Annotated in this window: 15 protein-coding genes; 8 read left to right on the top strand and 7 right to left on the bottom strand. The window is 69.4% G+C overall.

Annotated features, from left to right (window positions below):
* Positions 1 to 129: 129 nt before the first annotated feature.
* The 5 genes from HW274_RS06525 (at position 130) to HW274_RS06505 (ending at position 14445) form a co-directional block, all read left to right on the top strand.
* A complete protein-coding gene (locus HW274_RS06525) occupies positions 130 to 9582 on the top strand; it encodes a type I polyketide synthase (protein ID WP_185989526.1) in 9453 nt (3150 codons plus the stop codon).
* A gap of 143 nt (positions 9583 to 9725) precedes the next feature.
* Entirely contained in the window at positions 9726 to 10232 is a 507-nt protein-coding gene (locus HW274_RS06520; protein WP_075253924.1) for a holo-ACP synthase, read from the top strand.
* A gap of 266 nt (positions 10233 to 10498) precedes the next feature.
* Positions 10499 to 11992, top strand: a complete 1494-nt coding sequence (gene putP / locus HW274_RS06515) for a sodium/proline symporter PutP (protein ID WP_185989525.1) — start codon at positions 10499 to 10501, stop codon at positions 11990 to 11992.
* Between the two features lie 425 nt (positions 11993 to 12417).
* On the top strand, positions 12418 to 13413 hold the full coding sequence (locus HW274_RS06510; protein ID WP_075253861.1) for an ABC transporter permease: 996 nt from the start codon (positions 12418 to 12420) through the stop codon (positions 13411 to 13413).
* 48 nt (positions 13414 to 13461) lie between these two features.
* Positions 13462 to 14445, top strand: a complete 984-nt coding sequence (locus tag HW274_RS06505) for an ABC transporter substrate-binding protein (protein ID WP_185989524.1) — start codon at positions 13462 to 13464, stop codon at positions 14443 to 14445.
* 56 nt (positions 14446 to 14501) lie between these two features.
* Here the strand turns inward: HW274_RS06505 and hisG are convergent, their stop codons facing one another.
* Positions 14502 to 15347: an ATP phosphoribosyltransferase gene (gene hisG / locus HW274_RS06500; RefSeq protein ID WP_009406030.1), complete on the bottom strand. Its 846-nt coding sequence runs from the start codon at positions 15345 to 15347 to the stop codon at positions 14502 to 14504.
* 57 nt (positions 15348 to 15404) lie between these two features.
* Complete coding sequence (locus HW274_RS06495) at positions 15405 to 15668, bottom strand: phosphoribosyl-ATP diphosphatase (protein ID WP_075404422.1); 264 nt, start codon at positions 15666 to 15668, stop codon at positions 15405 to 15407.
* A gap of 634 nt (positions 15669 to 16302) precedes the next feature.
* On the opposite strand from HW274_RS06495, the gene HW274_RS06490 reads away from it, so the two are divergent.
* Together HW274_RS06490 and HW274_RS06485 are read left to right on the top strand one after the other, a co-directional pair.
* Positions 16303 to 16941, top strand: coding sequence for a DUF6318 family protein (locus tag HW274_RS06490; protein WP_075253923.1), 639 nt, complete (start codon positions 16303 to 16305; stop codon positions 16939 to 16941).
* A 263-nt stretch (positions 16942 to 17204) separates the two neighbouring features.
* Positions 17205 to 17801 (top strand): zinc transporter, encoded by a 597-nt coding sequence (locus HW274_RS06485; protein ID WP_185989523.1) that lies wholly within the window; start codon positions 17205 to 17207, stop codon positions 17799 to 17801.
* 48 nt (positions 17802 to 17849) lie between these two features.
* Here the strand turns inward: HW274_RS06485 and HW274_RS06480 are convergent, their stop codons facing one another.
* The 5 genes from HW274_RS06480 to HW274_RS06460 all read right to left on the bottom strand — a co-directional run bounded on the left by HW274_RS06480 (position 17850) and on the right by HW274_RS06460 (position 23727).
* Complete coding sequence (locus tag HW274_RS06480; protein ID WP_081376197.1) at positions 17850 to 19535, bottom strand: hypothetical protein; 1686 nt, start codon at positions 19533 to 19535, stop codon at positions 17850 to 17852.
* On the bottom strand, positions 19532 to 20323 hold the full coding sequence (locus HW274_RS06475) for an ABC transporter ATP-binding protein (protein WP_075253853.1): 792 nt from the start codon (positions 20321 to 20323) through the stop codon (positions 19532 to 19534). Before HW274_RS06475 ends, HW274_RS06480 begins: the two co-directional genes overlap by 4 nt.
* 98 nt (positions 20324 to 20421) lie before the next feature.
* Entirely contained in the window at positions 20422 to 21177 is a 756-nt protein-coding gene (locus HW274_RS06470) for a response regulator transcription factor (protein WP_185989522.1), read from the bottom strand.
* The gene (locus tag HW274_RS06465) at positions 21174 to 22562 is read right to left on the bottom strand and encodes a sensor histidine kinase (protein WP_260679218.1); all 1389 of its coding nucleotides are present in this window, start codon (positions 22560 to 22562) and stop codon (positions 21174 to 21176) included. The genes HW274_RS06470 and HW274_RS06465 overlap by 4 nt, the downstream gene beginning before the upstream one ends.
* On the bottom strand, positions 22555 to 23727 hold the full coding sequence (locus HW274_RS06460) for a DUF3866 family protein (RefSeq protein ID WP_185989521.1): 1173 nt from the start codon (positions 23725 to 23727) through the stop codon (positions 22555 to 22557). The genes HW274_RS06465 and HW274_RS06460 overlap by 8 nt, the downstream gene beginning before the upstream one ends.
* A 68-nt stretch (positions 23728 to 23795) precedes the next feature.
* On the opposite strand from HW274_RS06460, the gene HW274_RS06455 reads away from it, so the two are divergent.
* Entirely contained in the window at positions 23796 to 24833 is a 1038-nt protein-coding gene (locus tag HW274_RS06455) for a YafY family protein (RefSeq protein ID WP_185989520.1), read from the top strand.
* Positions 24834 to 24835: the final 2 nt, after the last annotated feature.

The raw sequence follows: 24835 nt of genomic DNA, 5'->3' as shown, positions 1-24835 counted from the left end.
TCCGACCCCGGCTCCGAGACCTACTCGCCTCCGGCTCCGCCGTTTCCCCCGTCGTCACCCGACCCCCGTTCAGGTAATCGTTCCGAGACCACCGACCACGCCGTCGCAACACCGAAGGACACCACTACCGTGCACACGAACTCGCAAGCCCCCAGCCCCGCGACCACCATCGCTGAGCGCCTGAGTGGAGGCGAGCCCTACATCATCACCTTCGGAGGCCAGGCCACCCCCTGGCGCCAGACGCTGGCCGACCTGGTCTCCCTGGACCACGCCCTGGCCGCTGACGTCGTGGCGGTCGACCGGGCCGTGGCCGAGCGCCTGGCCCCCGTGTCCACCGACCTGCTCACCGTGACCCCGCGCGGCTCGAGGCTCCTGGACGACGAGGCCGCACCGGTCGCCCCTCAGCACCGCACCACCGCCGACGGCGCCGACGTGTCCGTGCCCGGCATCCTCATGGCCCAGCACGCCGCCCTGGCCTCGCTGCCCGGTGCCGGCATCGACCCGGCCGCCCACGCCCCGGTGAGCGCCATCGGCCACTCCCAGGGCGTCCTGGGCGTCAGCCTGCTCCAGGCAGTGCAGGCCGGCGAGCGCGAGCGCGTCATCGAGGTTCACGCCATCGCCCGCCTCATCGGTGCCGCGGCCACCCGCACCACCCGCCGCCTCGACCTGGGCACGGTGGGGGAGTCCACCCCCATGCTCTCGGTGCGCGGCGTCACGCGCAGCGTGCTCGACGCCGTCCTGTCCCGGGTCCCCGGCTCGGAGCGGATCTCCGTGGGCGTGACCAACGGCCGACAGGCGCACATCCTCTCGGGGCGCCCGGCCGACCTCGAGGCCGTTGTCACCGCACTGGAGGCGGCCGCCGCCCGCAGCGCCAAGGCCCGCAAGGACCGCCGCCGCGGCGGCGCCGTCCTGGCCCCGGTCACCGAGTTCCTCACCACCTCGGTGCCCTTCCACACTCCGCTGCTCGCCGGCGCGGTCGACGACGTCGCCGCCTGGGCGGCCGCCTGCGGCTTGAACGAGAAGCTCGCCCGTGAGCTGGCCACCGCCGTGCTCATCGACCCGGTCGACTGGCCCGGTCTGGTCACCGGGGCCCTCGCGGCCGGATCGGACGCCCTGGTGCGCACCGTCCTGGACCTGGGGCCGGGCAACGTCCTGGTCCGTCTCACCGAGGGCGTCGTGGCCGGCACCGGCACCACCGTCGTGCCCGCCGGGACCGCCAAGGCCATTGACGACCTCGACCGCGCCGGCGCGGCCCCCCGTCCCGGCGTCGACCGCTCCCGCTTCGCCCCCCGCATCACTCGCCTGCCCGACGGCCGCCTCACCCTTGACACCGCCTTCACCCGCCTGACCGGGCGCAGCGCGGTGCTGCTGGCGGGCATGACCCCCACCACCGTGGATCCCGCCATCGTGGCGGCCGCCGCCAACGCCGGCTACTGGGCCGAGCTCGCCGGTGGGGGCCAGACCACTCCCGCCGTCCTGACCGAGAACCTCCAGGGCCTGGAGAAGGCCCTCGAGCCAGGGCGCACCGCGGCCTTCAACGCCATGTTCATGGACCGCTACCTGTGGAACCTGCACCTGGGGACCCAGCGCCTGCTGTCCAAGGCTCGCGCCGGGGGCGCCCCCATCGACGGCATCACCATCTCCGCCGGGATCCCCGAGCTCGAGGAGGCCACCGCCCTGCTTGAGCGCCTCCACGCCGAGGGCTTCCCCTACATCGCCTTCAAGCCCGGCACCGTGGACCAGATCCGTCAGGTCCTGGCCATCGCCCGTGCCGTGCCCGACAGCCCCGTCATCATCCAGATCGAGGACGGGCACGCCGGTGGCCACCACTCGTGGGAGGACCTGGACACCATGCTCCTGGCCACCTACGATGCCATCCGCGCTGTGACCAACGTGGTGCTCGTCGTCGGCGGCGGCATCGGTACGCCCACCCGCGCCGCCGACTACCTCACCGGCCGCTGGGCCGAGGCCTACGGCACGGCTGCCGCCCCCGTCGACGGTGTCATGATCGGCACCGCCGCCATGACCTGCCTGGAGGCCAAGACCAACGACGACGTCAAGCAGCTCCTCGTCGACACCCCCGGAATCCCCGAAGACTCGGGAGTCGAGGGCGGCTGGGTCGCCTCCGGGGAGTCCATCGGCGGTATGACCTCGGGACTGTCCCACCTGCGCGCCGACCTCTACGAGATCGACAACTCCTCGGCCCGGGCCTCCCGCCTCATCCAGGAGCTCGCCGGTGACGAGGCCGCCATGGCCGCACGCCGCCAGGAGATGATCGACGCCCTGGCCAAGACCGCCAAGCCCTACTTCGGTGACGTCGAGGAGATGACCTACCTTCAGTGGGCCACCCGCTACGCCGAGCTGTGCGTCGCCCCCCACGAGGGGCGCAGCGCCACCCGTGCCGACTGGGCTGACGAGGGCTGGTACGACCGCTTCATCGACCTGCTGCACCGCATCGAGGCCCGCCTGAGCCGGGCCGACCACGGCGAGATCCCCACGCTCTTCGCCGACTACGACGCCGTCATCGACTCCGACGCCGCCCTGGCCGCCCTGGCCGAGCACTACCCGTCGGCTGCCTCCACCCTCGTGGAGCCCGTCGACGCCGCCTGGTTCGTCGACCTGTGCCGCAAGCACCCCAAGCCCGTGCCCTTCGTGCCCGTGGTCGATGCCGACATCCTGCGCTGGTGGGGCACCGACTCCCTGTGGCAGTCCCAGGACCCGCGCTACACCGCTGACCAGGTGCGCATCATCCCCGGTCCGGTCGCCGTCGCCGGCATCACCACCATCAATGAGCCGGTCGGCGAGCTGCTGGGCCGCTTCGAGACCGCCGCCGTCGAGGCCCTCCAGGAGGCCGGCACAGGTGAGCAGGAGGCCGCCGGCCGCCTGGGCGCCGCCCCCGCCGTGGCCGACGGCGTCCTGGCAGCTCCCGTGGCCGACGCCAAGGAGCTCGTCCAGGTGGCTCCCCACGTCCTGTGGAACGGCCACCTGACGGTCAACCCGGCCATCGTCCTGGACGACGACGCCTACAACGTCGTCGCCCGCCCGGACGTGGCCGAGGACGCCTATGACCTCGACATCCGCCTCGACACCCACTGGGACGGCACTCCCGGCGGAGACGCGATCCATGCCGTGCGCCGCCTCGTCGTGCCGCTGCGCCTGGCCCGCGCCTGGGACGGCGCTGCTCCGCTGGTCGACCCCGAGCGCATCAGCGAGACGATGAATGACCTGCTGCGGGCCACCGCCGGTGTGGGGGCCGTGTCCATCACGGGAGACCATGTCGACCACCTGCCCGAGGTACGCCCCGCGCAGGCCGGGGCCACGGACGTCCTGGGACGCCCCACCACCCAGCCCTTCGGCACCATCCACGGCTCCTTCACCCTGGCGAGCACCCTGGGCCACGACCACGCCTCGGTGACCGCCGACGCCCTGCCGTCGGACCTGTCCGCCGCGCCCTTCGTGCCCGACGCCCTGCTCGGCCCCTGCTGGCCGGTGGTCTACGCCGCCCTGGGCAGCGTCGTCGAGGACGGCATGCCGCTCATCGAGGGCCTGCTCGGTGCCGTCCACCTGGACCACACCATCGACCTGCACCTCACCCTCCACCAGCTCCGGGAGGCCGCGGCCACGACCAGCCCCACAATCAACGTCACCGGCTGGGTCGCCGCGCTGGAAGAGTCCAGCGCCGGCCGCGTCGTCGACGTGCGCCTGGAGCTGACCGACGCCACCGACGGCACCGTGGTGGCACTCATGCGTGAGCGCTTCGCCATCCGCGGCCGCGCCTCCGGCAACGCCGTGCCCAGCGCCCCCGAGCTCGCCGGCGGCACCGGACGCGAGACGGCCCCGGCCGCACGCCGCATCCTGCGCCGCACCACTGTCACCGCGCCTGCGGACATGACCGCTTTCGCCCGGGTCACCGGTGACTTCAACCCGATCCACACCTCCTACAACGCCGCCCACGTGGCCGGTATGGAGGCCCCGCTCGTCCACGGCATGTGGCTGTCGGCCACCGCCCAGCAGGTGGCGGCCTCCACCGCGGCCGACGGCTCGCGCCACGTCCTGGCCGGCTGGACCTACGTCATGACCGGTCCGGTCGAGCTGAGCGACGACGTCGAGATCACCGTGGAGCGCACCGGACTGGTGGTCGGCGGCGGCTACGTCCTGGAGGTCGTCTGCCGCATCAACGGCGAGGTCGTCTCCCGCGGCACCGCCGTGACGACGCCCGAGCCCACCGCCTACGTCTACCCCGGCCAGGGCATCCAGGCCCCCGGCATGGGCCTGGACGAGATGAACTCCTCCAAGGCCGCCCGGGAGATCTGGGAACGGGCCGACGCCCACACCCGCGCCGAGCTGGGCTTCTCCGTCATCAACCTGGTGCGCGACAACCCCACCGAGATGACCGCCCGCGGCGTCACCTACCGCCACCCCGAGGGCCTGCTCAACCTCACCCAGTTCACCCAGGTGGCCCTGGCCACCGTCGCCATGGCAACCACTGCGCGTCTGGCCGAGGCCGGTGCCCTGGTGGAGAACGCCGCCTTCGCCGGCCACTCCCTGGGCGAGTACACGGCGCTGAGCGCCTACGGGCGCGTCATGCCCGTGGAGACGACCATCTCGATCGTCTTCCAGCGCGGCTCGACCATGCACTCGCTGGTGCCCCGTGACGCCGACGGCGCCTCGAACTACCGCATGGGTGCCCTGCGCCCCAACCAGGCGGGCATCAAGGCCGACGAGGTCGAGGCCTACGTGCGCTCGATCTCCGAGGCCACCGGCGAGTTCCTCCAGATCGTCAACCACAACCTGGCCGGCGTCCAGTACGCCGTGGCCGGCACGATCAAGGGCCTGGACGCTCTGGCCGCCGACGCCCGCGCCAAGGCCAAGGCCCGCGGGGGCAAGAACCCCTTCATGTTCGTCCCCGGCATCGACGTGCCCTTCCACTCCGAGGTGCTGCGCCCCGGCGTGCCGGAGTTCCGTGGCCGGCTGCTCGAGCTCGTCCCCGAGGACCTGGACGTCGCGCGCCTGGTGGGCCACTACGTTCCCAACCTCGTGGCCCGGCCCTTCGCCCTGACCCAGGACTTCGCCCGTTCGATCCTTGAGGTCGTGCCCTCCGAGCCCGTTGAGGAGATCCTGGCCGACTGGGACTCCTGGGCGAAGCGCCCCACGGAGCTGGCCCGCGTCCTGCTCGTCGAGCTCCTGGCCTGGCAGTTCGCCTCCCCGGTGCGCTGGATCGAGACCCAGGAGGTCCTGCTGTCCTCCCCGAGCGAGGGCGGCCTGGGGATCGAGCACATCGTCGAGGTGGGCCTGGCCAATTCCCCCACCCTGGCGAACCTGGCCACCAACACCCTGCGTCTGCCCCAGCACGCCGGACGCCACGTCACCGTGCACAACGCTCGCCGCGACGAGGCCCGGGTGCTGGCCACCGACACCGACCCGGCCGTCGAGCTCACCGAGCCGGACTTCGACGTCCCGGCCGCCGAGGAGCCGGCTGCTGAGGCCCAGGCTCCCGCGCAGAGCGCTGCGGCCGAGCAGGCTCCCGCTCCCGCCGTCGAGGCCGCACCCGCTGCGGCGGCTCCAGCCGCAGCCGGACCGGTGGATGACCTGCCCTTCGGTGCGACCGACGCCCTGACGGTGCTCCTGGCCCACGCCTCGCGCATCCGCCCCGAGCAGATCGGCGCCACGGACACCACTGAGACACTCACCAACGGAGTCTCCTCGCGTCGTAACCAGCTCCTCATGGACCTGGGCACCGAGCTCGAGCTCGCCTCCATTGACGGTGCCGCCGACGCCGACATGACGGCCCTGGCCGCCACGGTCGCCAAGGGCGCCCCCGGCTACAAGGCCTTCGGTCCGGTCCTCACTGAGGCCATCCGCGTGGGACTGGGCCGGCTCCTGGGCCCCTCCGGCGTACGCGCCTCCCGCATCGCCGACCGCGTCACCGGCACCTGGGGCCTGGGTCAGGGCTGGGTCTCCCACGTGACCGCCGCCCTGTTCCTGGGCACCCGGGAGGGCGCCTCGATGCGCGGCGAGGACCTGGCCTCCCTGGGCTCCTCGGCCCCGCTGACCAGCGCGAGCGCCGTGGACGCCCTCATCGACTCCGCCGTCCAGGCCGTCGCCGCCGACCACGGTGTGAGCGTCGCCAAGCCGAGTGCCGGCGGTGCCGGGGGCGCAGTGGTCGACTCCGCGGCCCTGGACGCCTTCGCCCAGAGCGTGACCGGCTCCGAGGGCGTCCTGGCCACCACGGCCCGCACCCTCCTGGACGCCCTGGGGCTGGCCGAGAAGGCCACCGTCCCGGCTGATGCCGACGACGAGGCCTCCCGTACCCGGGCAGCCATGGCCGCCCTGGACGCCGAGCTCGGCGCCGGATGGGTCAAGTCCGTCACCCCGGCCTTCGCCCCTGAGCGCGCTGTCCTCATCGATGACCGCTGGGCCACGGCCCGTGAGGACGTCGCCCGACTCGGCTCCGGTGAGACCGACCTGGACGCCTTCCGCAGGCTCCTGGCCCCCGAGCGCTTCGTGGGTCTGGGACAGGCGGTGGCCGATCACGCCACCTGGTGGGCCGAGCAGGCCAAGGCCTCCGACCTGGCCGACGGCGCCGAGCGCGCCGCCGTCCTGACCGCGATCGCCCAGGCCGCGCCGAAGACCCCGCAGGCCGGTGACGCCACGGTGCGCTGGTCCGAGGACGTCGCCGTCGTCACCGGTGTCGCCCCCGGCTCCATCGCCGCGGCCGTCGTCGGGGAGCTGCTGGCCGGTGGCGCCACCGTGGTGGCCACCAGCTCGCGCCTGACCCACGAGCGCCTCGAGTTCGCCACCACCCTGTACCGCGAGCACGCTGCGGCCGGCGCCAAGCTGTGGATGGTTCCCGCGAACCTGTCCTCCTACCGGGACGTCGACGCCCTGGCGGAGTGGATCGGCAACGACCAGGTGGTCACCTCCGGTGGCTCCACCAAGGTCGTCAAGGAGGCTCTGGTTCCCACCCTCCTGTTCCCCTTCGCCGCGCCGCGAGTCTCGGGCACGCTGGCCGACGCCGGCCCGGCGGCCGAGTCCCAGACCCGCCTGCTGCTGTGGTCGGTGGAGCGCACCATCGCCGCCCTGAGCGCCATCGGCACCGACACCCACGTCGACCACCGTCTGCACGTGGTCCTGCCCGGCTCCCCGAACCGGGGCACCTTCGGCGGTGACGGCGCCTACGGTGAGGTCAAGTCCGCCCTGGACGCGATCGTCAACCGCTGGTCCTCGGAGCGGGCCTGGGCTCAGCGCGTCACTTTGGCCCACCCACGCATCGGATGGGTCAAGGGCACCGGCCTCATGGGTGGTAATGACCCGCTCGTCGCCGCCGTTGAGGCAGCCGGGGTGCGTACCTGGACCACGGAGGAGATCGCCTCCGAGCTCACCGGCCTGTGCACCACCGAGGTGCGTACTCGGGCGGCTCAGGCCCCGGTGAACGCCGACCTCACGGGGGGACTGGGTGACGACATCGACCTGGTGGCCCTGCGTGAGAACGCCGCCGCGCAGGCCGCTGCGCCTGCCGAGGAGACCGAGGCCCCAGCCGTCATCAAGGCCCTGCCCACCCCGGTGGTCCCGACCCAGCCCACCGCCCCCCAGTGGGGCGATGTGAGCGCCGACCTCGATGACCTGGTGGTCATCATCTCCACCGGAGAGGTATCCACCTGGGGATCGGGCCGTACGCGCCGCGAGGCCGAGCTGGGAATGAGCGGCGGCGAGGACGTCGACCTGACCGCCGCCGGTGTCCTCGAGCTCGCCTGGGGCATGGGTCTGCTCACCTGGCAGGACAGCCCCAAGGCCGGCTGGTACGACACCGACGGGGAGATGGTCGAGGAGTCCGACATCCTGGAGCGCTACCGCGACGAGGTCGTGGCCCGCTGCGGTATCCGTGAGTTCGTCGACGACGGTGTCATCGCGCCGATCGCCGACGAGGAGGTCACCGTCTACCTCGACCGCGACATCACCTTGTCGGTTCCCGACGAGGCCACGGCCCGCACCATCGAGGCCTCCGACCCCGAGCACACGCTCGTGGTTCCCGACACCGAGACCGGCGAGTGGACCGTCACCCGACTGGCCGGCTCACTGGCCCGGGTGCCGCGACGCGCCGCGCTGTCACGCACGGTCGGCGGCCAGTTCCCGCGCGACTTCGACCCGGAGCGCTGGGGCATCCCCGCCTCAATGACCCAGGGCATGGACCCCATCGCCTCCTGGAACCTGGTCACCGCCGTCGACGCCTTCCTGTCGGCCGGCTTCACCCCGGCCGAGCTCCTCAAGGCCGTTCATCCCTCCGACGTGGCCTCCACGCAGGGCACCGGGTTCGGTGGTATGGAGTCGATGCGCAAGATGTTCGTCGGCCGGTTCCTGGGGGAGGAGCGTCCCAGCGACATCCTCCAGGAGGCCCTGCCCAATGTCGTGGCCGCTCACGTCATGCAGTCCTACATCGGCGGCTACGGCGCCATGGTCCAGCCGGTGAGCGCCTGCGCCACCGCGGCCGTCTCCATTGAGGAGGGCTGGGACAAGATCGCCCTGGGCAAGGCCGACGTCGTCGTGGCCGGCGCCATCGACGACATCTCGATCGAGTCGGTCGTCGGCTTCGGCAACATGAACGCCACCGCGGAGGCCGCGGCCATGCGCGCCAAGGGCATCTCCGACCGCCACTTCTCGCGTGCCAACGACCGTCGTCGCGGCGGATTCGTGGAGGCCGAGGGCGGCGGCACGGTGATCCTGGCCCGTGGCTCGGTGGCGGCCCGCATGGGGCTGCCGGTGGCCGGTGTGGTCGGTTTCGTCTCCTCCTACGCCGACGGCGCCCACACCTCGATCCCGGCTCCCGGCCTGGGTGCCCTGGGCGCCGGCCGCGGCGGGCGCAGCTCGCGCCTGGCCAAGGCCCTGGCGGCTCTGGGTGTGGAGGCCGACGACATCGCACTGGTCTCCAAGCACGACACCTCCACCGGTGCCAACGACCCCAACGAGTCCGAGCTGCACACGCGTCTGGCGCGCGCGCTGGGACGCTCCGAGGGCAACTCGCTGGTGGCGGTCTCGCAGAAGACCATCACCGGTCACGCCAAGGGCGGCGCCGCCGTCTTCCAGGTCGCGGGCCTGACCGAGATCCTCGCCTCCGGTGTGGCTCCCGGTAACGCCTCTCTGGACGTCGTCGACGCCCCGCTGGCCAAGGACGCCTTCTGGGTGTGGCCGCGCAGGCCCATCCGTCTGGCCGGCCGTGGTGGCCAGGACGGGCGCGTCCCGGGCGCCGGCCCGGTGCGAGCCGGTCTGCTGACCTCGCTGGGCTTCGGACACGTCTCCGGCCTCATCGCGATCGTCCACCCCGGTGCCTTCGAGGCCGCTCTGCGTCAGGCCGAGGGCCAGGAGGCGGTTGACGCCTGGCTGGCCTCCGCCAACGCCCGCCTGGCCGCTGGGACCAGGCGCCGCCGCGCCGGAATGATCGGTCGGGCCCCGCTGTTCGAGCAGGTTCAGGGCCGTCGTCTGGGGGAGGAGTCCAAGCAGCGCGACCCGCATGAGGTCGAGGCCGCCATGCTGCTCGACCCCGAGGCCCGTCTGGGCTCCGACGGCGTCTACCACGCGGGTGAGTAACCACCTCACCTAAGCGCTCACAGGACCGGTTTCACGGGTTATGGGTTCCATTTCCGTGGAACCGGTCCTGTCTGTGCTCGCGCAGTCCTTCCACAAGGACATTCCTCAATAATTTGTAAGCTTTTCTTCATTGGAGATCGATGATGACAAAGCCGCGGCTTCCAGATGCTCCGCAGACCTCCCCTGATTCCACTGTTCTGACGGTAGGCACGGACCTGGTGCACATTCCGGGTTTCTCCGCCCAGCTCGAGCAGCCCGGCACCGTCTTCGCACAACGCGCCTTCACTGCGCGCGAGCTCCGAGAGGCCCGGCGTCGCGCGCAGGAGCGGGGAACGACCCCGGCCCAGCACCTGGCAGCACGGTGGGCGGCCAAGGAATCCTTCATCAAGGCCTGGAGCCAGGCCCACGTTCTGTGCGCAAAAAGTCGCGGGACGAGCACATCTCCGGTTATCCTGGCTGAGGACGTCGACTGGCGTGAGATCGAGGTTGTCGCCGATCGGTGGGGCCGGCCTTCCTTACGCCTGAGCGGCACCATTGCCCACGCTGTTGAGCGCAGCCTCGGAGAGGAGGTATCAACCCCAGGGTGTTGGCCGGTTTCCATGAGCCATGACGGTGACTATGCCGCGGCCATCGTCCTTCACGTGCGTTAAGTCGTGCCCACGCAGAAGGACCAGTGAGGAAACCTCGACCATGATCTAGTGAGCGGTCATTGCTGCCCGTCATGTCATGTCACGTGCGGAGTTGCGCATCATCTGTGGTGCTTGATCTGTCACTCATGGTCGCGCCATCAGGAACATCAACGACGAGCCGCGATATGCCGCGCACGCCGACCTGAATCGTTCAAGCGACTTCCCGAGTCCTTATCTCCAACGGCGGCAGCGGTATGTCTCCCCTCTGACTGACGTGAGGACAATAGATGACTGCCACTACCTATCAAGCCATCGCGATGATCGTCTACTTCGTGGCCATGCTCGCCATCGGGGGCTGGGCATATCTGCGAACGGATAACTTCGACGACTACATGCTCGCCGACCGCGACCTCAATCCCTGGGTGGCGGCACTGTCGGCGGGTGCCTCGGACATGTCGGGGTGGCTGCTGATGGGACTGCCGGGAACCCTGTACGTCAGTGGACTGGTCGAGGGATGGATCGCCGTCGGACTGACACTCGGGGCCCTGGCCAACTGGCTGCTGGTGGCCCCGCGTCTGCGTGCCTACACCGAGGTCGCCAATAACTCGATCACCGTCCCCAGCTTCCTGGACAACCGACTCCACGACACGCATCGGTTGCTGCGCTGGTCCAGTGGCCTCATCATTCTGGTCTACTTCACCTTCTACGTCTCCTCCGGCATGGTCGCCGGCGGCCGTTTCTTCGAGTCCTCCTTCGGAATGGACTATCGCCTCGGCATGGTCATCGTGGCAGCCATCACCGTGGTCTACACGCTGATCGGCGGGTTCCTGGCCGTTTCCTACACCGACTTCGTCCAGGGAGTCATGATGGTGACCGCCCTGGTGATGGTGCCCGTCGCGGGCGTCATTCGGCTCGGGGGACTGTCCAACCTGACCAAGGCCATCGCCGAGGTCGACCCTCACTACTGGGTCATCTGGGGGCCGACGACGACGCTGCTCGGAGTCATCTCGGCACTGGCCTGGGGGCTGGGCTACTTTGGTCAGCCGCACATCATCGTCCGGTTCATGGCCATCCGCAGCCCCAGGGAGGCCGTGGCCGGAGGCACCATCGGAATCGGCTGGATGCTCTTCGCTGTGCTCGGTGCAGCCGGCACCGCGATCGTGGGCGTGGCCACCTACCAGCACGACAAGACGCAGCTGGCCGACCCGGAGACCGTCTTCATCACGCTGGGCAAGCTGCTCTTCCACCCGTTGGTCGCCGGATTCATGCTGGCAGCCATTCTGGCTGCCATCATGTCGACGATCTCCTCCCAGCTGCTCGTGACCTCCTCGGCGCTCATCGAGGACCTGTACGGCTCCTTCGCCCGTACCCGAGAGGAGAAGATCAGTGGCAACCGCATGGTGCTCTACTCGCGCATGGCGGTCTTCGCCATCGCCCTGGTCGCGGCGGTCATGGCCTGGAACCCCAGTAAGACGATCCTCGACCTCGTGGCCTTCGCCTGGGCCGGCTTCGGCGCCTCCTTCGGACCGACCATCCTGCTGTCGCTGTACTGGAAGCGCTTGAGCGCCATGGGGGCCTTTGCCGGAATGATCACCGGGGCCGTCGTCGTCATGATCTGGGGGAACGTCTCCGGTGGCCCGGGTGGCATCTTCGACCTCTACGAGATCGTGCCCGGATTTGTGGGCAACCTGGCTGTGGCCGTGGCCGTATCTTGGATGAGTCAGCCCTCGAAGGAGATCTCCGCGGAGTTCGACGCCGCCGTCGCCGCCTCACGGGCATAGACGGCCCACACCATTGCTCACTGCGCCGTGGATCATCATGGCGCCTTGAGCGGTCCACGACTGCGGCTGTGGCGGCCCACAACGACGGTCGCCACAACCGCAGTGGCCGTGTAGCGATCAACGTTGTATCCTTGCGGCCAGCAACGTGCTCCGGGGTCGGTGAAAGTCCGAACCGGCGGTCACAGTCCGCGACCCGCCCGCACCACGGCCTCCTGAGGCGGCCAAGGGTGCGGCGGCTGAGCCGGTGGAATCCCGGCACCGACGGTGAAAGTCCGGAGGGGAGGATGCGCGTGGCGCTCGGCGGGGTGATCCGCGACTCGAGGCAACGTCCCGATCTTACGCATGACGGTGAGCTCACCGGATGGTGAACCGAGCGAGTGCCCAGCACGCATGTGCGCCGACCGACGGCGTGCAGGCGGACCCCGGTGCAGCCGGGAGCGCCCGTTCCCGGAACGACCCGGGAGGACACCGTCGTGTACAGCTCCAGCCCCATCGGCAAGGCCGCACGCTCTCAAGCTTCCTCCACCGCGGCATCCCGCGATGTCCAGGAGCTGTTGACGTCCTCGACCTCACCGATGCCCTCGCCGTCGGGGTCCGCCTCAGAGTCGTCGCGCACGGCTCCGGCTCACCATGAGCCTCGTATCCGCGCAGCAGGCCGCCGCGGCCCGTGGCCGGCGTTCCTTCTCGGCGCTACTCTGCTCGTCGCGTGGCAGGCCGCCGCGGCCTCAGGCGCTGTTCCGGCAATCTTCCTGCCTAGCCCGCTGGCCGTCATCAACCGCATGTGGCTGGGCCTGACCCAGGCGGGGCTGGCCTCCTACGCCGGGGTGACGCTCAAGGAGGCGCTGCTGGGCTGTCTGCTGGCCGCGGCCTTCGCGCTACCACTGGCCTGGGCACTGCACCACTGGCGGTTCTTCTCCCGGGCCGTCCTGCCCTATGTCGCTGCAAGCCAGGCGGTTCCCGGCATCGCCTTAGCCCCGCTCCTTGTTCTGTGGATCGGCTACGGCACCCTGCCGGTGGTGATCCTGTGCGCGTTCATGGTGTTCTTCCCCATCACGATCACCGTGCTGCTGGGGCTGCGGGGCCTGGACACGGACATCATCGACGCCGCTCGGCTCGACGGCGCGCACGGGCTGAGCATGCTTGTGCACATGGAGCTGCCGATGACGCTTCCGGCGATCTACACCGGACTGCGCACAGGGTTCACCCTGTCGATCACCGGCGCGGTCGTCGGAGAGATGATCATGGGCGGCGAAGGTTTGGGAATGCTGTTGTCCACGCAGCGCGACAAGGTGGACACCACGGGCATGTTCTCCACCATTGCCCTCCTGTGCATCCTGGCCACCACCATCCACTGGGCGCTCCACGAGCTTGAGCAGCGCAGCCGCACCGTGGACGCCCTGCGCGGCCGGCGCGCCGGCTGAGCCACTTCGACCGTCGCACCACCCCGATCCCCTGGAAAGGAAACACTCATGCCCCTCTCGCGCCGCCACCTGCTCGCCAGTGGTCTCCTCCTGGGCGGAACCGGCGTGCTCGCCGCCTGCTCCTCACAGGCAAGCGGCCCACTGACCATCGGGCTGACCTACACGCCCAACATCCAGTTCGCCCCCTTCTACATGGCCAAGAAGGACAGCAAGTACGCCTCCGGGGTGAACCTGCGTCATCACGGGGCCCAGGAGGGACTCTTCGACGCCCTTCTCAGCGGGAAGGAGCAGCTCGTCGTCGCCGGAGCAGATGAGGCCGTCGTCGCCGCCTCCAACGGGTCCGACCTCGTTGTCGTCGGCGGCTACTACCAGTCCTACCCGGCCTGCCTCATTGTCCCAGAGGGCTCTGCGATCAAGGCACCCGCGGACCTCAAGGGCAAGACCGTCGGCACGCCGGGACGCAAGGGGGAGACCTGGTACGCCCTCCAGCTGGCCATGGACACCGCCTCACTGAGCGAGTCCGACCTGACGATCCAGGACATCGGCTACACCCAGCAGGCGGCGCTCGTGGGCGGCAAGGTCGACGCCGTCGTCGGCTTCTCCAACAACGACGCCGTGCAGATCAAGCAGGCCGGCACCGCGGTGCGCACGATCCAGCCGGCCGAGTCGATCCCCCTCATCGGCGTCTCCCTGGTGACGACCCGCAAGCTGCTGGACTCCCGGCGTCAGGACCTCCAGGCGGCGGTCAAGGCCTCAGTGGAGGGCATGACCGCTTTCGTCAAGGATCCCGACGCCGCCGTCGAGGCGACCAAGGAGTACGTGCAGGACCTGGTCGACTCCACTCAGGCTGCCAACGCCCGCGAGGTCGCCGTGGCCACGGGCAAGCTGGTCAGCGGGGAGGGCAAGGCGGCCGTCGGCTCAGTGCGGGTCGACGACTTCACGCCAATGATCGAGTTCCTCGCCTCCCACAAGATCCTGGGCGACAAGAAGACGCCCAAGGCCGCCGAGGTCTGCGTGCCCCTGACGCAGTAGAGCGCAGGAGAACGAGCCAGGATGTCCGCCCCGGGGACGTCACCTGGGGCAGGCGTCTACAGCCGGCAGGCCAGCAGTGAGGAGACGAGGATGGCGCGCGCCCCGACCTCGTAGAGCTCGTCCATGACCCGGTTCATGTCGGCTCGCGGGACCATGGCGCGCACCGCCACCCAGTCGGGGTTCTGCAGGGGGGAGACGGTGGGCGACTCGATGCCCGGGGTGAGGGCCGTCGCCAGGTGCAGCTTGTTCATGGGGATGTCGTAGTCGACGAGCACGTAGGCGCGGGCGCGCAGTACCCCCTCCAGCCGCCGTACGAGCGTGGCCAGGCCGGGCTCTGCGCGAAACTGCTCGGTAGTGATGAGCACGGCCTCGCTGACAAGGATCGGATCCCCGAAGGTCTCCAGGCCGGCTGCCCGCAGCGTCGTGCCGGTTTCGACGACGTCGGCGATGAGGTCGGCCACGCCCAGCTGGACGGAGGACTCCACGGCGCCGTCGAGGTGAACGGTCTGGGCGTCCACGCCCCTGGCGGCCAAGTAGCTGCGCACCAGGACGTCATAGGAGGTGGCCACGCGGCGTCCGGCGACGTCGGCCAGGGAGCTCATCGTGCCCTTGGGGGCGGCGAAGCGGAAGGTGGAGCGGGCAAAGCCCAGGGGCAGGTGCTCGACGGCGTCGACCCCGGAGTCCAGGAGCAGGTCGCGGCCGGTGATGCCGGCGTGGACGGTGCCCTGACCGACGTAGACGGCGATGTCGCGTGGCCGTAGGAAGAACAGCTCAACGTCGTTGGCCTCGTCGACGAGCACGAGCTCACGGCCCGTGCGGCGGGTGCGGTAGCCCGCCTCGGAGAGCATGGTGATGGCGGGATCGGACAAGGAGCCCTTGTTCGGGACGGCGATACGCAGCACGGCGGTTCCTGATCTGTGGTGGGGGAGTCGAGTAGGAGTCGTGAGGGGCTCGGGGGCCTACAGGTAGCGGTAGACGTCCTGGAGGCTGTAGCCCTTGGCGACCATCATGACCTGGGCGTGGTAGAGCAGCTGGCTGATCTCCTCGCAGGCGGCCTCATCAGACTCGTGCTCGCAGGCCATCCAGGCCTCGGCGGCCTCCTCCACGAGCTTCTTGCCGATGAAGTGGACCCCACGGTCCAGTTCCTCCACGGTCCCGGAGCCCTCGGGGCGGGTGGCTGCCTTGTGCTGCAGCTCATTGAAAAGGTCCTCAAAGGTCTTCATGGGCCTAGGTTATCGGAAAGCCGATGGGACACTGACCGACCGTTGTCCCATGAACTCGGTAGAACCGGGCCGGCTCGCAGCGCTCAGCACCGGTACCTGCGACGGACCAGCCATCGTCGAGTGATGTCCTGCCCTGAGGTTTTCCACAGGGTGTCCTCGGGGTCTGGTTTGGGGGCGTTGGGGCAGGTAATGTCAATGCACCGTCTGGATGGGCAGTGTCGCCCGGCCGGGCGGGGTATGGAGTTGTTTCGGTGGCGAGGAGGCTTCCGTGATGAGTACGTCCCTACGATCCGCTGCGCCCGCGGGCGCCCGGCGGCCAGTAGCCGGCCCCGGTCGCTCGATCCCGCCAATGCAACGCTCCGCCGCGCACGATCGTCGAGCCGGGTTGCCCCTCGACAGCATCAGCAGGCACGCGGAGCAGGAGGCTCCGGCGGAAGGGCCGCAGGGGCCGAGCAGCCGACCAGGCACTCCAGAGTCAGGCTTGGCCGTGCGCGACCGTTGCTCCCACTCAGATCCCGGCGGCCCTGGAGAGCGAGCGGGGCGGTCGAGTGGGGACCTGTTGGTGGGGCGCATGGCCCGACCCAGGGCCCGGTCTGGTGCTCGTTTCGGGCGCCGGAGGGGTGTGGCCGGGTTGGTGGCGGTGTGTGTGCTGGCGCTGGGGGTGGCGGCCTGCTCGGTGAAGGACGCCAAGGCTGAGGCCAGTGCGAGCGCCAGCGCCAGCGCGTCGGCGGCTATTGCCCGGGCGGAGAAGGGCATCGCTGATGCCAACGCCAGCGCGACCGCCTCCCGGGAAGCCGCCCTGACTCCTGAGCTGCGAGCCAAACGCGACGCCGCCCTGGCAGAACCCGCCCCGGCCAAGCCCCCGCAGCTGAACGAGGAGAGCGCCGAGGGCGCAGCAGCCAGCGTCGGATACTTCCTCAACCTCTACCGCTACGCCTTCATGACTGGGAAAACCAACGAGGTTGACTCCATGAGCGAGAACGGATGCGTCTTCTGCAAATCAGTGATCGACCGAGCAAATCAACTACACAAAGATGGAGGATGGGCTGATAAGTGGAACCAAGACATCACGAACATCAGGTACTACGACAAACTCGAAGGATACGATTACAGTCGAATCGAGGCAACCATAAACTACGGAGAAATGACCTCTTATTCCGGAGGAAGTTGGGAAAAGAGTGTTGCACCTGCCACCGAAGGGCAGAAAGTGCGTTTCGCCATTAGGTACGTCAACGGGGGCTGGGCGATCAGGGAAGGTGAAGTACTACAATGAGTCACACACCTTCGCCTTTTGTTGCCTCTCTGATCTTATCGTTGACATTATTTGTTTCGGTCGAGGCTGCCGCTCTCGGCATTGGCTGCAACAATGAGGGAAATAGTAAAGACTCTTCGGGAACAAATGTTCAGTTAGGTGCAAACAACTCGGGCGACTCGACTCAGTTTACCGGAGATAAGCAAGTAACCATCGAATCTCCACCATCAGGAGAAGGAGACCCTTCATCAAATTCTCCAACCGTTCAGGCTTCGGATCCGTCGTTGTGGGAGGAGCAGTCTCATCGGGAGTGCTCGCCCGAGAAGGACGCCTACGGGCTGGACAAGTACAGGTGCAACCTGGCAACCCTCAACCGCCCCGGCCAGCCCGACCAACCCACCACCGGTGGTAGCCCTCGCACGGTCACGATCACCACCCGCCAGGCCGCCACGCTGATCGCCTCCGGCTCGGGTATCACGCGTCAGCCTCCGGGCCCCAAGGTCATCATCTCCAAGGCCTTCATCGTCTACACCAACCCCAGCCCCCGGTACCAGACCACCACCATCCTGGGCACCTCCATCGAGGTGGAGTTCACCCCCGTCTCCTACACCTGGGGCTGGGGAGACGGCACCACCACAACCACCACCGACCCCGGAGCCCCCTACCCCCACCAGACGGTGACCCACCACTACCAGCACACCGCCACCGGGGTCACCACCACCCTGACCACGACCTGGACCACCAGGTACCGCCCCGCCGGCGAGAGCCAGTGGCGACCCATCGAAGGCACCATCACCACCACCGAGACCTCCACCCCCTACGACCTGGTCCGCATCATCACCTACCTCACCGACGACGCCGAACAAGCCCAAGGCCACTAACCCCCACACCCCAGCACACGCCCACACCCCAGACCACCACGACCCCACTCAGTCCCGGATGGCGGCACGTCGGGCTCCTAGGGTCGCTGTCCCCATCGCCGCCGATCCGATGAGCAGGCTGAGGACGACGATCATCAGCCAACGCTCGGGGAACTGGTGAGCGATACTCATCCAGCCCCAGGGGGCCAGCCGCCACAGCCAGGTGGCCGCCAAGACCTCGTTGCCGCCGATGAGCAGCCCCATGATGACCAGGATGATGTTGAGGACGATCGCCACGACGATCCGGGTGCTCAGAGCCACCGCCAGGCTGACGGCCGCGATCATGAAGGCGACAGCCGGCATCACCATGGCCCCATAGACCGTGCCGGTCACCGCCGGCAGGGTCGGGTCGGTGCGGGTCAATGTGTCGCCCAGGACCGTCATACCCCAGGAGGCACCCAGGACCGGGATGAGGAACAACCCACTCAGGACCGCAGCTGAGGTCAGGATGGCTCCGGCACCTCGGCGGGTGATGAGTGCACGCCAGGCAGGTTGGAGACGTCCCCACACCGTGATGCCGACGAGGGCTGCGGCAACCGGCACTCCCATGAGCTCGAGAAAGCTCTGCCCGTACCCGGGTGGATACACGGTGTGGAGGACTCCCAGGAAGGCGAGCAGCAGGACCGCCAGGACCGCCCACACGATCCAGGGCAGAACGCCGGCCATCGCCAGGACGGCACTGCGCGGCCCGGGAACACGGGCCATACGGGTGGTGGGCGTAGTTCGGCGAATCGGGATGCCTCGGGGCAGCGACGTCGTAACCTCCACCGGGGTCTGCACCGAGACGGTCTCCGACTGATCGTCGGCGGCATCCCTCCCGCCGGGAAGCAGCCTGCTGAGCCGGGAAACCGACAGCGCCGAGGATCCCACACCACCAGAAACCCCGCCGAGTACGGCCAGTCCGACACCGGCCAGGGTCAGGCCGATCGTCAGCAGGAACCCGGGCAGGAGCGGGTAGCCCCACACCGGCGAGTCCGCCTCGAGCAGCACGCTGCTGCCGTGAACGCCCAGCAGGGGCAACGGGACCCTCGCCGTCCAGGCCCACGGGAGCATCCACCAGTCGCTCCGCTCGGCCTGGACCACGCCCGCCACGGACCAGACGAAGCCGAGGACAGGGGCGGCCCCGACGGAAACAACTCGCAGCAGGTGGAAGGCTGCCATGCCCCAGGCGCAGGCCCCGGTGACGACGATCCACATGTAGGTGGCGAACAGCAGGTACCGGTCCCAAGGACCCCAGCCGTTGCCGACGATGAGGGCGTGCCCCACTACCGGGGCTACCAGCGCCACCTGGCAAGCCAGCGCAGACAGGCTCAGGACCACGAGGCGGGCAGTCGCCACCCGGCGCGGCGCGACGGCGCGCCACGCCGTCCCACCCTGACGCCACCGCTGCTCACGCCACTGGGCCATCGCCCCGGTCAGCAGCCCCAGAGGCACGGCGAAGCCCCCGGCATACATATGCATCCACGCCAGAGCATTGCCGTTCCACTGGAGCTCCGTGACCACTCCTGAGGAGATTGAGGCGTTCGCCAGGATGATGGTGTGAACGGTGAAGATGAGAGTCGCCCCGATCACGCCCCAGGTGAAGGTGCGCCGACTGCGGGTGACCTCGGCGCGCACCAGGTCCCACAGGCCTACTCTCACCTTTGCCTTCCCCCGCGTCTTAACCCGGGTCTGTGGCCGCACAACGGTGCTCATGCGCGCATCTCCGTCCCGGCGGGGCGTCCGCTTCCGGTGACTGCGGCCAGGAATGCCGCCTCCATGGCCCGTTCGTCATCGGCGTCGGCGAAGTCGGCCAGCGGCCCCTCGTAGACGAGGCGCCCGGTCGCCAGGACCCCGATGTCGTCACTCATGCGGGCGATCTCCCCGAGCTGGTGGCTGGAGACGACGACAGTGCGCCCCTCGTCAGCCAGGTTCCGCACGAGATCGCGCAGCTCGATAATGCCCTGAGGATCCAGTCCGTTCTGGGGCTCGTCGAGGATGAGGACCTCCGGGTCGGTCAGAAGCGCCATGGCCAGCGACAGACGCACCTTCATGCCCGTGGAGAAGGAGCCGGCACGCTTTCTGCCGACTCCAGCCAGCCCGACACGCTCCAGGAGCGGGGCGATGGCCTGCGGCGAGGTACCGGTCAGACGGCAGTGGACGAGCAGGTTGCGTCGCGCGGACAGCTGGGGGAAAAGGGCAGGCCCGTTAATGGAGGCACCCACCTGGGCCAGGCTGCGACGGGAGAACGGAGCTCCCTGAATCTCCACTCGGCCGGCATCGGGTGTAAGCAGCCCCAGGGCGATGTTAAACGCGGTCGACTTGCCTGCCCCGTTGAGACCGAGCAGCCCGTAGACACGGCCGGGATAGGCCGACAGGTCCAGATCAGTGAGGACCTTCTGGCGGCCGAAAGACTTGGAAATCCCGGCGAGCCTGAGCCCGGGCGTCAGGCCGACGGCGTGGGTGGGGGAGGGGGGAGGTGATGATGTTGCGGTGGCTGTCATGGCCCCATGCTCCTGCGCACCAGTACCTCAACGGATCCCCACCAGGGATACAGTCTGCATCCACTCCCACACTCCTGTCTCCTCCCTGGGGAGGAGAGCTACCGAGGCTGGACGAGTCCCGTGGTCAGAGCATAGATGACGAGCTCTACCCGGTTGTGACAGCCGGTCTTGCCCAGGATCGTCTTGACATGGGACTTCACCGTCGACTCGGCGACATGGAGCCGTTCACCAATACTGGCGTTACTCAGCCCCTGGCACACCAATGCGAGTACGGCGTCCTCTCGGCTGGTGAGAGCCTCGTAGGGTCCCGACGGCGCCCCAACAATGGGCACGGCCCCATCGGTCGGTGCCGACGGGGAGGCCGACGACGACGGGGCGTCAGGCCCGGTACCTGCATCAAGGTGCGCCAGAACGGTTCCGGTGACGGCCGGATCCAGCCAGGACCCTCCGCCGGCGACGACGCGGATCGCCTCCAACAGCGTCACCGGCTCGGCGTCCTTGAGGAGGAACCCGTGGGCCCCGGCCCCCAGCGCCGCCAGCACGAGGTCCTCATCATCGAAGGTGGTCAGGACCAGGACCCGCAAGGCGGCGGTGGCAGGTGTCGCACGCAGCTCGCGAATGGCACTGACCCCGTCCAGAACCGGCATCCGCAGATCCATGAGCACCAGGTCGGCTCCTCCGTGGGAACCGGTGGCTCGAGCGGTCAGCCCCTCGATGGCCTGACGCCCATTGACGGCTTCCAGAACCACCTCCATATCGGGCTGTGCGGCCACGAGAGCACTGAAGGCACTGACCAGCAGCGGTTGATCGTCGACAACAGCCACCTTGATAACACCGGTCGTCTTAGTCGTCATCTGCTGTCTCCTGATCCTGTCTCGCCGGCCGTCATGGCGCTCGCGGGCAGCTCGAGCGGCGCCACCGGGAAGTCGACGTCAATGGTGAAGAAGCTGTGGTCTCCGTCGTTGTGGACGCCGTGGGCCATGGTTCCACCCACGAGCCTGAGTCGCTCCTCAAGGCCGACGAGGCCGCTGCCGCCGAAGGGCGAGTGCTCTGCGACGTCGGGCACCGGGTTGGCGACGTGAAGGTGGCAGGAGTCCTGCGACAGTGTCAGGATCAGCTCGATCTGGCCGGTTCCGTGCCTGACGGCGTTGGTGAGGGTCTCTCCCACGAGGCGGACGAGGGTGAGGCGTTGTATCGCAGACCACGCCGAGTTGCACCGCTCCAGGACCTCCGGTTCGGGAAGCACTGCGCTGATCCGGCTCCCTGAGCTGCGGGTGGTCTCGATGAGGGCCGGGATGGTCCGCAGGTCCGCCAAGGGAGTGATCTCGCCGGCGTCTGAGCGCAGTACGGAGACGAGCTGGCGCACGGAGGCCAGGGAGGCATCGGCCGTGTCACGCACTGTGGTCAGCGTGCTGCGCAGCCGTTCCTCACCTCCCAGGGCCAGGCCGGTGGCGGCCTGCACCTTGATCGTGGTGAGGCTGTGGCCCACCAGGTCGTGGAGCTCTCGGGCCAGGCTCAGGCGCTCGGCCGCAACCGCCTGGGCCGCGGCGATGCCGACGTCGAGGGCCTGGTTCTCGGCGATCCGGCGCCGGGAGGAGGCCAGCAGGTAGGTGAGCACCACTGCACCGACGAAGACCAGGCTGATGAGCGTGCGGGCGACCAGGATGGCTCCAGTCCCGCCGTCGCTTGTCGCCGCGTCGACATCTGATTCGTGGGGCCGGATGTACGAGGCCAGAGTGACGGGGTTGACCAGGGCACCGGCCAGAGCCAGCAGGAGCGCCGCCGTGCCCCAGCGTCGATCGGGCTCCCAGCGGGTGACGGTGTAGAGACTTGTGGTGGCCGTGGCGATGATCGGGTTGAGGCCGAGGTTGACGGGGGAGAGGGCCACGAGGATCGCGTAGGCCGCCAGCAGGGCGTAGGTCGCCATGAAGGAGACACGCAGGAGGCGCAACCGTCCGAACTGCGTCAGCGCCAATGCAAGGCACAAGGCGAAGTCCGCAACATAGATGGCATAGCCGCCGTAGCGCAGGATGAAGGTGACCGACTCCAGTGCGAAGGCGAGGAAGACGGCCCCCAGGGCGAGATCCATGACCGGGATCGAGTAGCGTGCCCAGCGGCCTCCTCGCCCCGGCACCATGCGATGACGGGACTGCCAGTCGTAGGCTGCAGACAGACTCGCTGTCGTCGGCAGCGCTGCGCCGCGGGCTGCGGCCCCCAGTCGGCCGTCTCGATCAGCCATGCGCTGTTCCTTCGTTCAGGATCCGGCGCGCGTGGCGACCGGCCGCCGCTGCGGCGATGAAGGCGGCCGCGTCCTCATCCAAATCTCGTCGCATGGTGGACAGCCTGACCCCGGTCTGCGCCTCTGCCTTTCGCAGCAGCTCCAGGAGCCCGTCGGCAGGAACCTCGACGAGTCGGTGCTGCCCGGCGCCCGGCCGGGGCGCGCACAGAGCCTCGGCCTCCCGACGCACCTGCACCCCCAGCGGCCCCTCCAGGCCGGGGACGACGACGTCGGCCCCCGCCAGCGCGACTCGCCCGTAAGCCGTCATCGAGTGGTGGGACACGCCCCTGTGGCGGGCGCGGGGATCGGCGTCGGAGACACGCAGGCAGGCCACCGGGTGTCCGCCCAGCGTGGCGATGGCGTTGATCGCATCCCCGCAGGCCACTCCGGAGAAGCCCCAGGGCGTCTCGGTGCCCAGGTTCCCGGGCCCCTGGATGACGACGGCGGCGTCGGCGCGCAGGACGTGCCGGGCCGCCAGGAGCGCGTTGTGGACGCTGACTGCCTCGATGTCGCCGCCCCAGGCCTGGCCGGCCGTGATGGTCCCGGCCAGCCACCCGGCCCGGCTCAGGGTGGCAACAACACGTGAGTAGGCCAGGGGCAGGGCCCCGCCGTCGGTCATGATGTAGGCGACGCGCGGCTGCTCCTGACCGTCAGGGGAGCGCAGCCCGGCGAGCACCGCCGGCAGGCTCGAGTGCAGGTCGGCCACCACCACCGGCATCCCCTCCAGGTCCAGGCTGCCGATCGGCTGGGACAGCAGACCGTGGTGGGCTGTGCCCTGCTCGTCAACGCCGGTGACCATGACCTGGTCCGGCATGTAGCGGGCCTTGACCAGATGCCCCTCGCGCGGCGGGTCAGGCGGAAGGACGTCCAGGCGAGAACTGACCATGGCGTGCCCGCCCGTGCCCAGGGCGCGGTCGAGGGCTGAGACCTCCAGCCTCACCCGCTCGGCGGCGCTGGGCAGCCCGGTGAGGGCCTCGTAGGCGACTGCACGGACCCGCTGGCCTGGCAGCAGGCCGTCCGCACCATTCGGGGCTCCGACGATCTCCACGTCCAGCTCGGCGCAGGATCGCCCCACGGGTCCCCATGTTGTCCTGGTCCCGGTCACTACGCCGTCGCGCCACATCATGGCGGCAGACTATCCGGGCGCGCGCGCCACCAGCCGCAGGCCACCGGATTCTCCTAGGCTGGGGCACCGTGAGCCAGCCGACCCGTAGCACCGAGGAACGCCTGGTGAGCCTTCTGCTCACCTTGCGCAACACCACCACCGGTCTCAGTGCCGAGGAGCTCGTGGCCAGTGTGCCGGGATACGGCTTGGCGGACCCCTCCACGAATCCGCTCTCGGCGCGCCGCAAGTTCGAGCGGGACAAGGACACGCTGCGCGAGCTCGGTATCGAGGTGACCACCACCGGACGCCCCGAGGAGCCCCGGTACCGGGTCATCGAGGAGGACTACACCCTGCCCGCGCTGCACCTGAGCGCCGAGCAGGCCGCCTGCCTGAGCCTGGCCGCATCCGCCTGGCGCGACGGCGATCTTCCCGCCACGGCCCGGAGGGCCCTGACCAAGCTGCGCGCCGTCAGTGAGGGACCCACCGGGGGCGGCTCCGCCGGCCTGCCGGTCCTCACTGCGGACCTGTCCGGTGAGGAGATCCCCGAGGAGCTCATCACCGCGGTCGACGAGCGCCGCCTGGTCACCTTCGACTACGTCTCGGCCCGCTCGGGCAGCACCCGGGCCCGCACTGTCGAGCCACACCACCTGCGCCTGGCCGAGGGCGCCTGGTACCTCGACGCCGTCGAGCCGGCAGGTGCCCACAGCCCAGACGCCAGCAGACAACCGGAGGAAACGGAAGGAACCGCCGTCAGGCTGCTGACCTTCCGGCTGGCTCGCATCACCGGCTCGGTCACCGTCCATGGGAGCCCCGGAGCCTTCACCCGGCTTCCCGCCAAGGCGCCCAGCCGCTGGCGTGCACTGCTCGCCGCCCTGCCGGGGCGGGCTCTGGGACTGCGTCTGGCCGGGGCCCACCTCGATCCGGTTCAGGACCCTCCGGCCGACCTGCCGGCGCACCTGGAGGACCGTGATCTCATCGCCGTCGACTACGAGGATCCCTTCTCCTTCGCCGGAACCGTAGCAGCGCTTGGCGACGCAGTTGTCGTCCTCGCTCCCGACTCCTTGCGCCAGGCGGTCCTGTCCCACCTGCAAGGCGCCGCAGGGCTCACGGCACCGGAGGGGGAGTGACG

Origin of the sequence: Actinomyces sp. oral taxon 169 (assembly GCF_013394715.1) — a bacterium.
Lineage (GTDB): Bacteria > Actinomycetota > Actinomycetes > Actinomycetales > Actinomycetaceae > Actinomyces.
Note: the sequence above shows the minus strand (reverse complement) of the source record. Positions and strands in the feature narration are given on the sequence as shown.

Bases quoted from the DNA above. Each gene is read 5' to 3' on its own strand.
- HW274_RS06520 (WP_075253924.1), top strand. From the start codon at position 9,726: ATGACAAAGCCGCGGCTTCCAGATGCTCCGCAGACCTCCCCTGATTCC.
- putP (WP_185989525.1), top strand. From the start codon at position 10,499: ATGACTGCCACTACCTATCAAGCCATCGCGATGATCGTCTACTTCGTG.
- HW274_RS06505 (WP_185989524.1), top strand. From the start codon at position 13,462: ATGCCCCTCTCGCGCCGCCACCTGCTCGCCAGTGGTCTCCTCCTGGGC.
- HW274_RS06495 (WP_075404422.1), bottom strand. From the start codon at position 15,668: ATGAAGACCTTTGAGGACCTTTTCAATGAGCTGCAGCACAAGGCAGCC.
- HW274_RS06480 (WP_081376197.1), bottom strand. From the start codon at position 19,535: ATGAGCACCGTTGTGCGGCCACAGACCCGGGTTAAGACGCGGGGGAAG.
- HW274_RS06475 (WP_075253853.1), bottom strand. From the start codon at position 20,323: ATGACAGCCACCGCAACATCATCACCTCCCCCCTCCCCCACCCACGCC.
- HW274_RS06470 (WP_185989522.1), bottom strand. From the start codon at position 21,177: ATGACGACTAAGACGACCGGTGTTATCAAGGTGGCTGTTGTCGACGAT.
- HW274_RS06465 (WP_260679218.1), bottom strand. From the start codon at position 22,562: ATGGCTGATCGAGACGGCCGACTGGGGGCCGCAGCCCGCGGCGCAGCG.
- HW274_RS06460 (WP_185989521.1), bottom strand. From the start codon at position 23,727: ATGATGTGGCGCGACGGCGTAGTGACCGGGACCAGGACAACATGGGGA.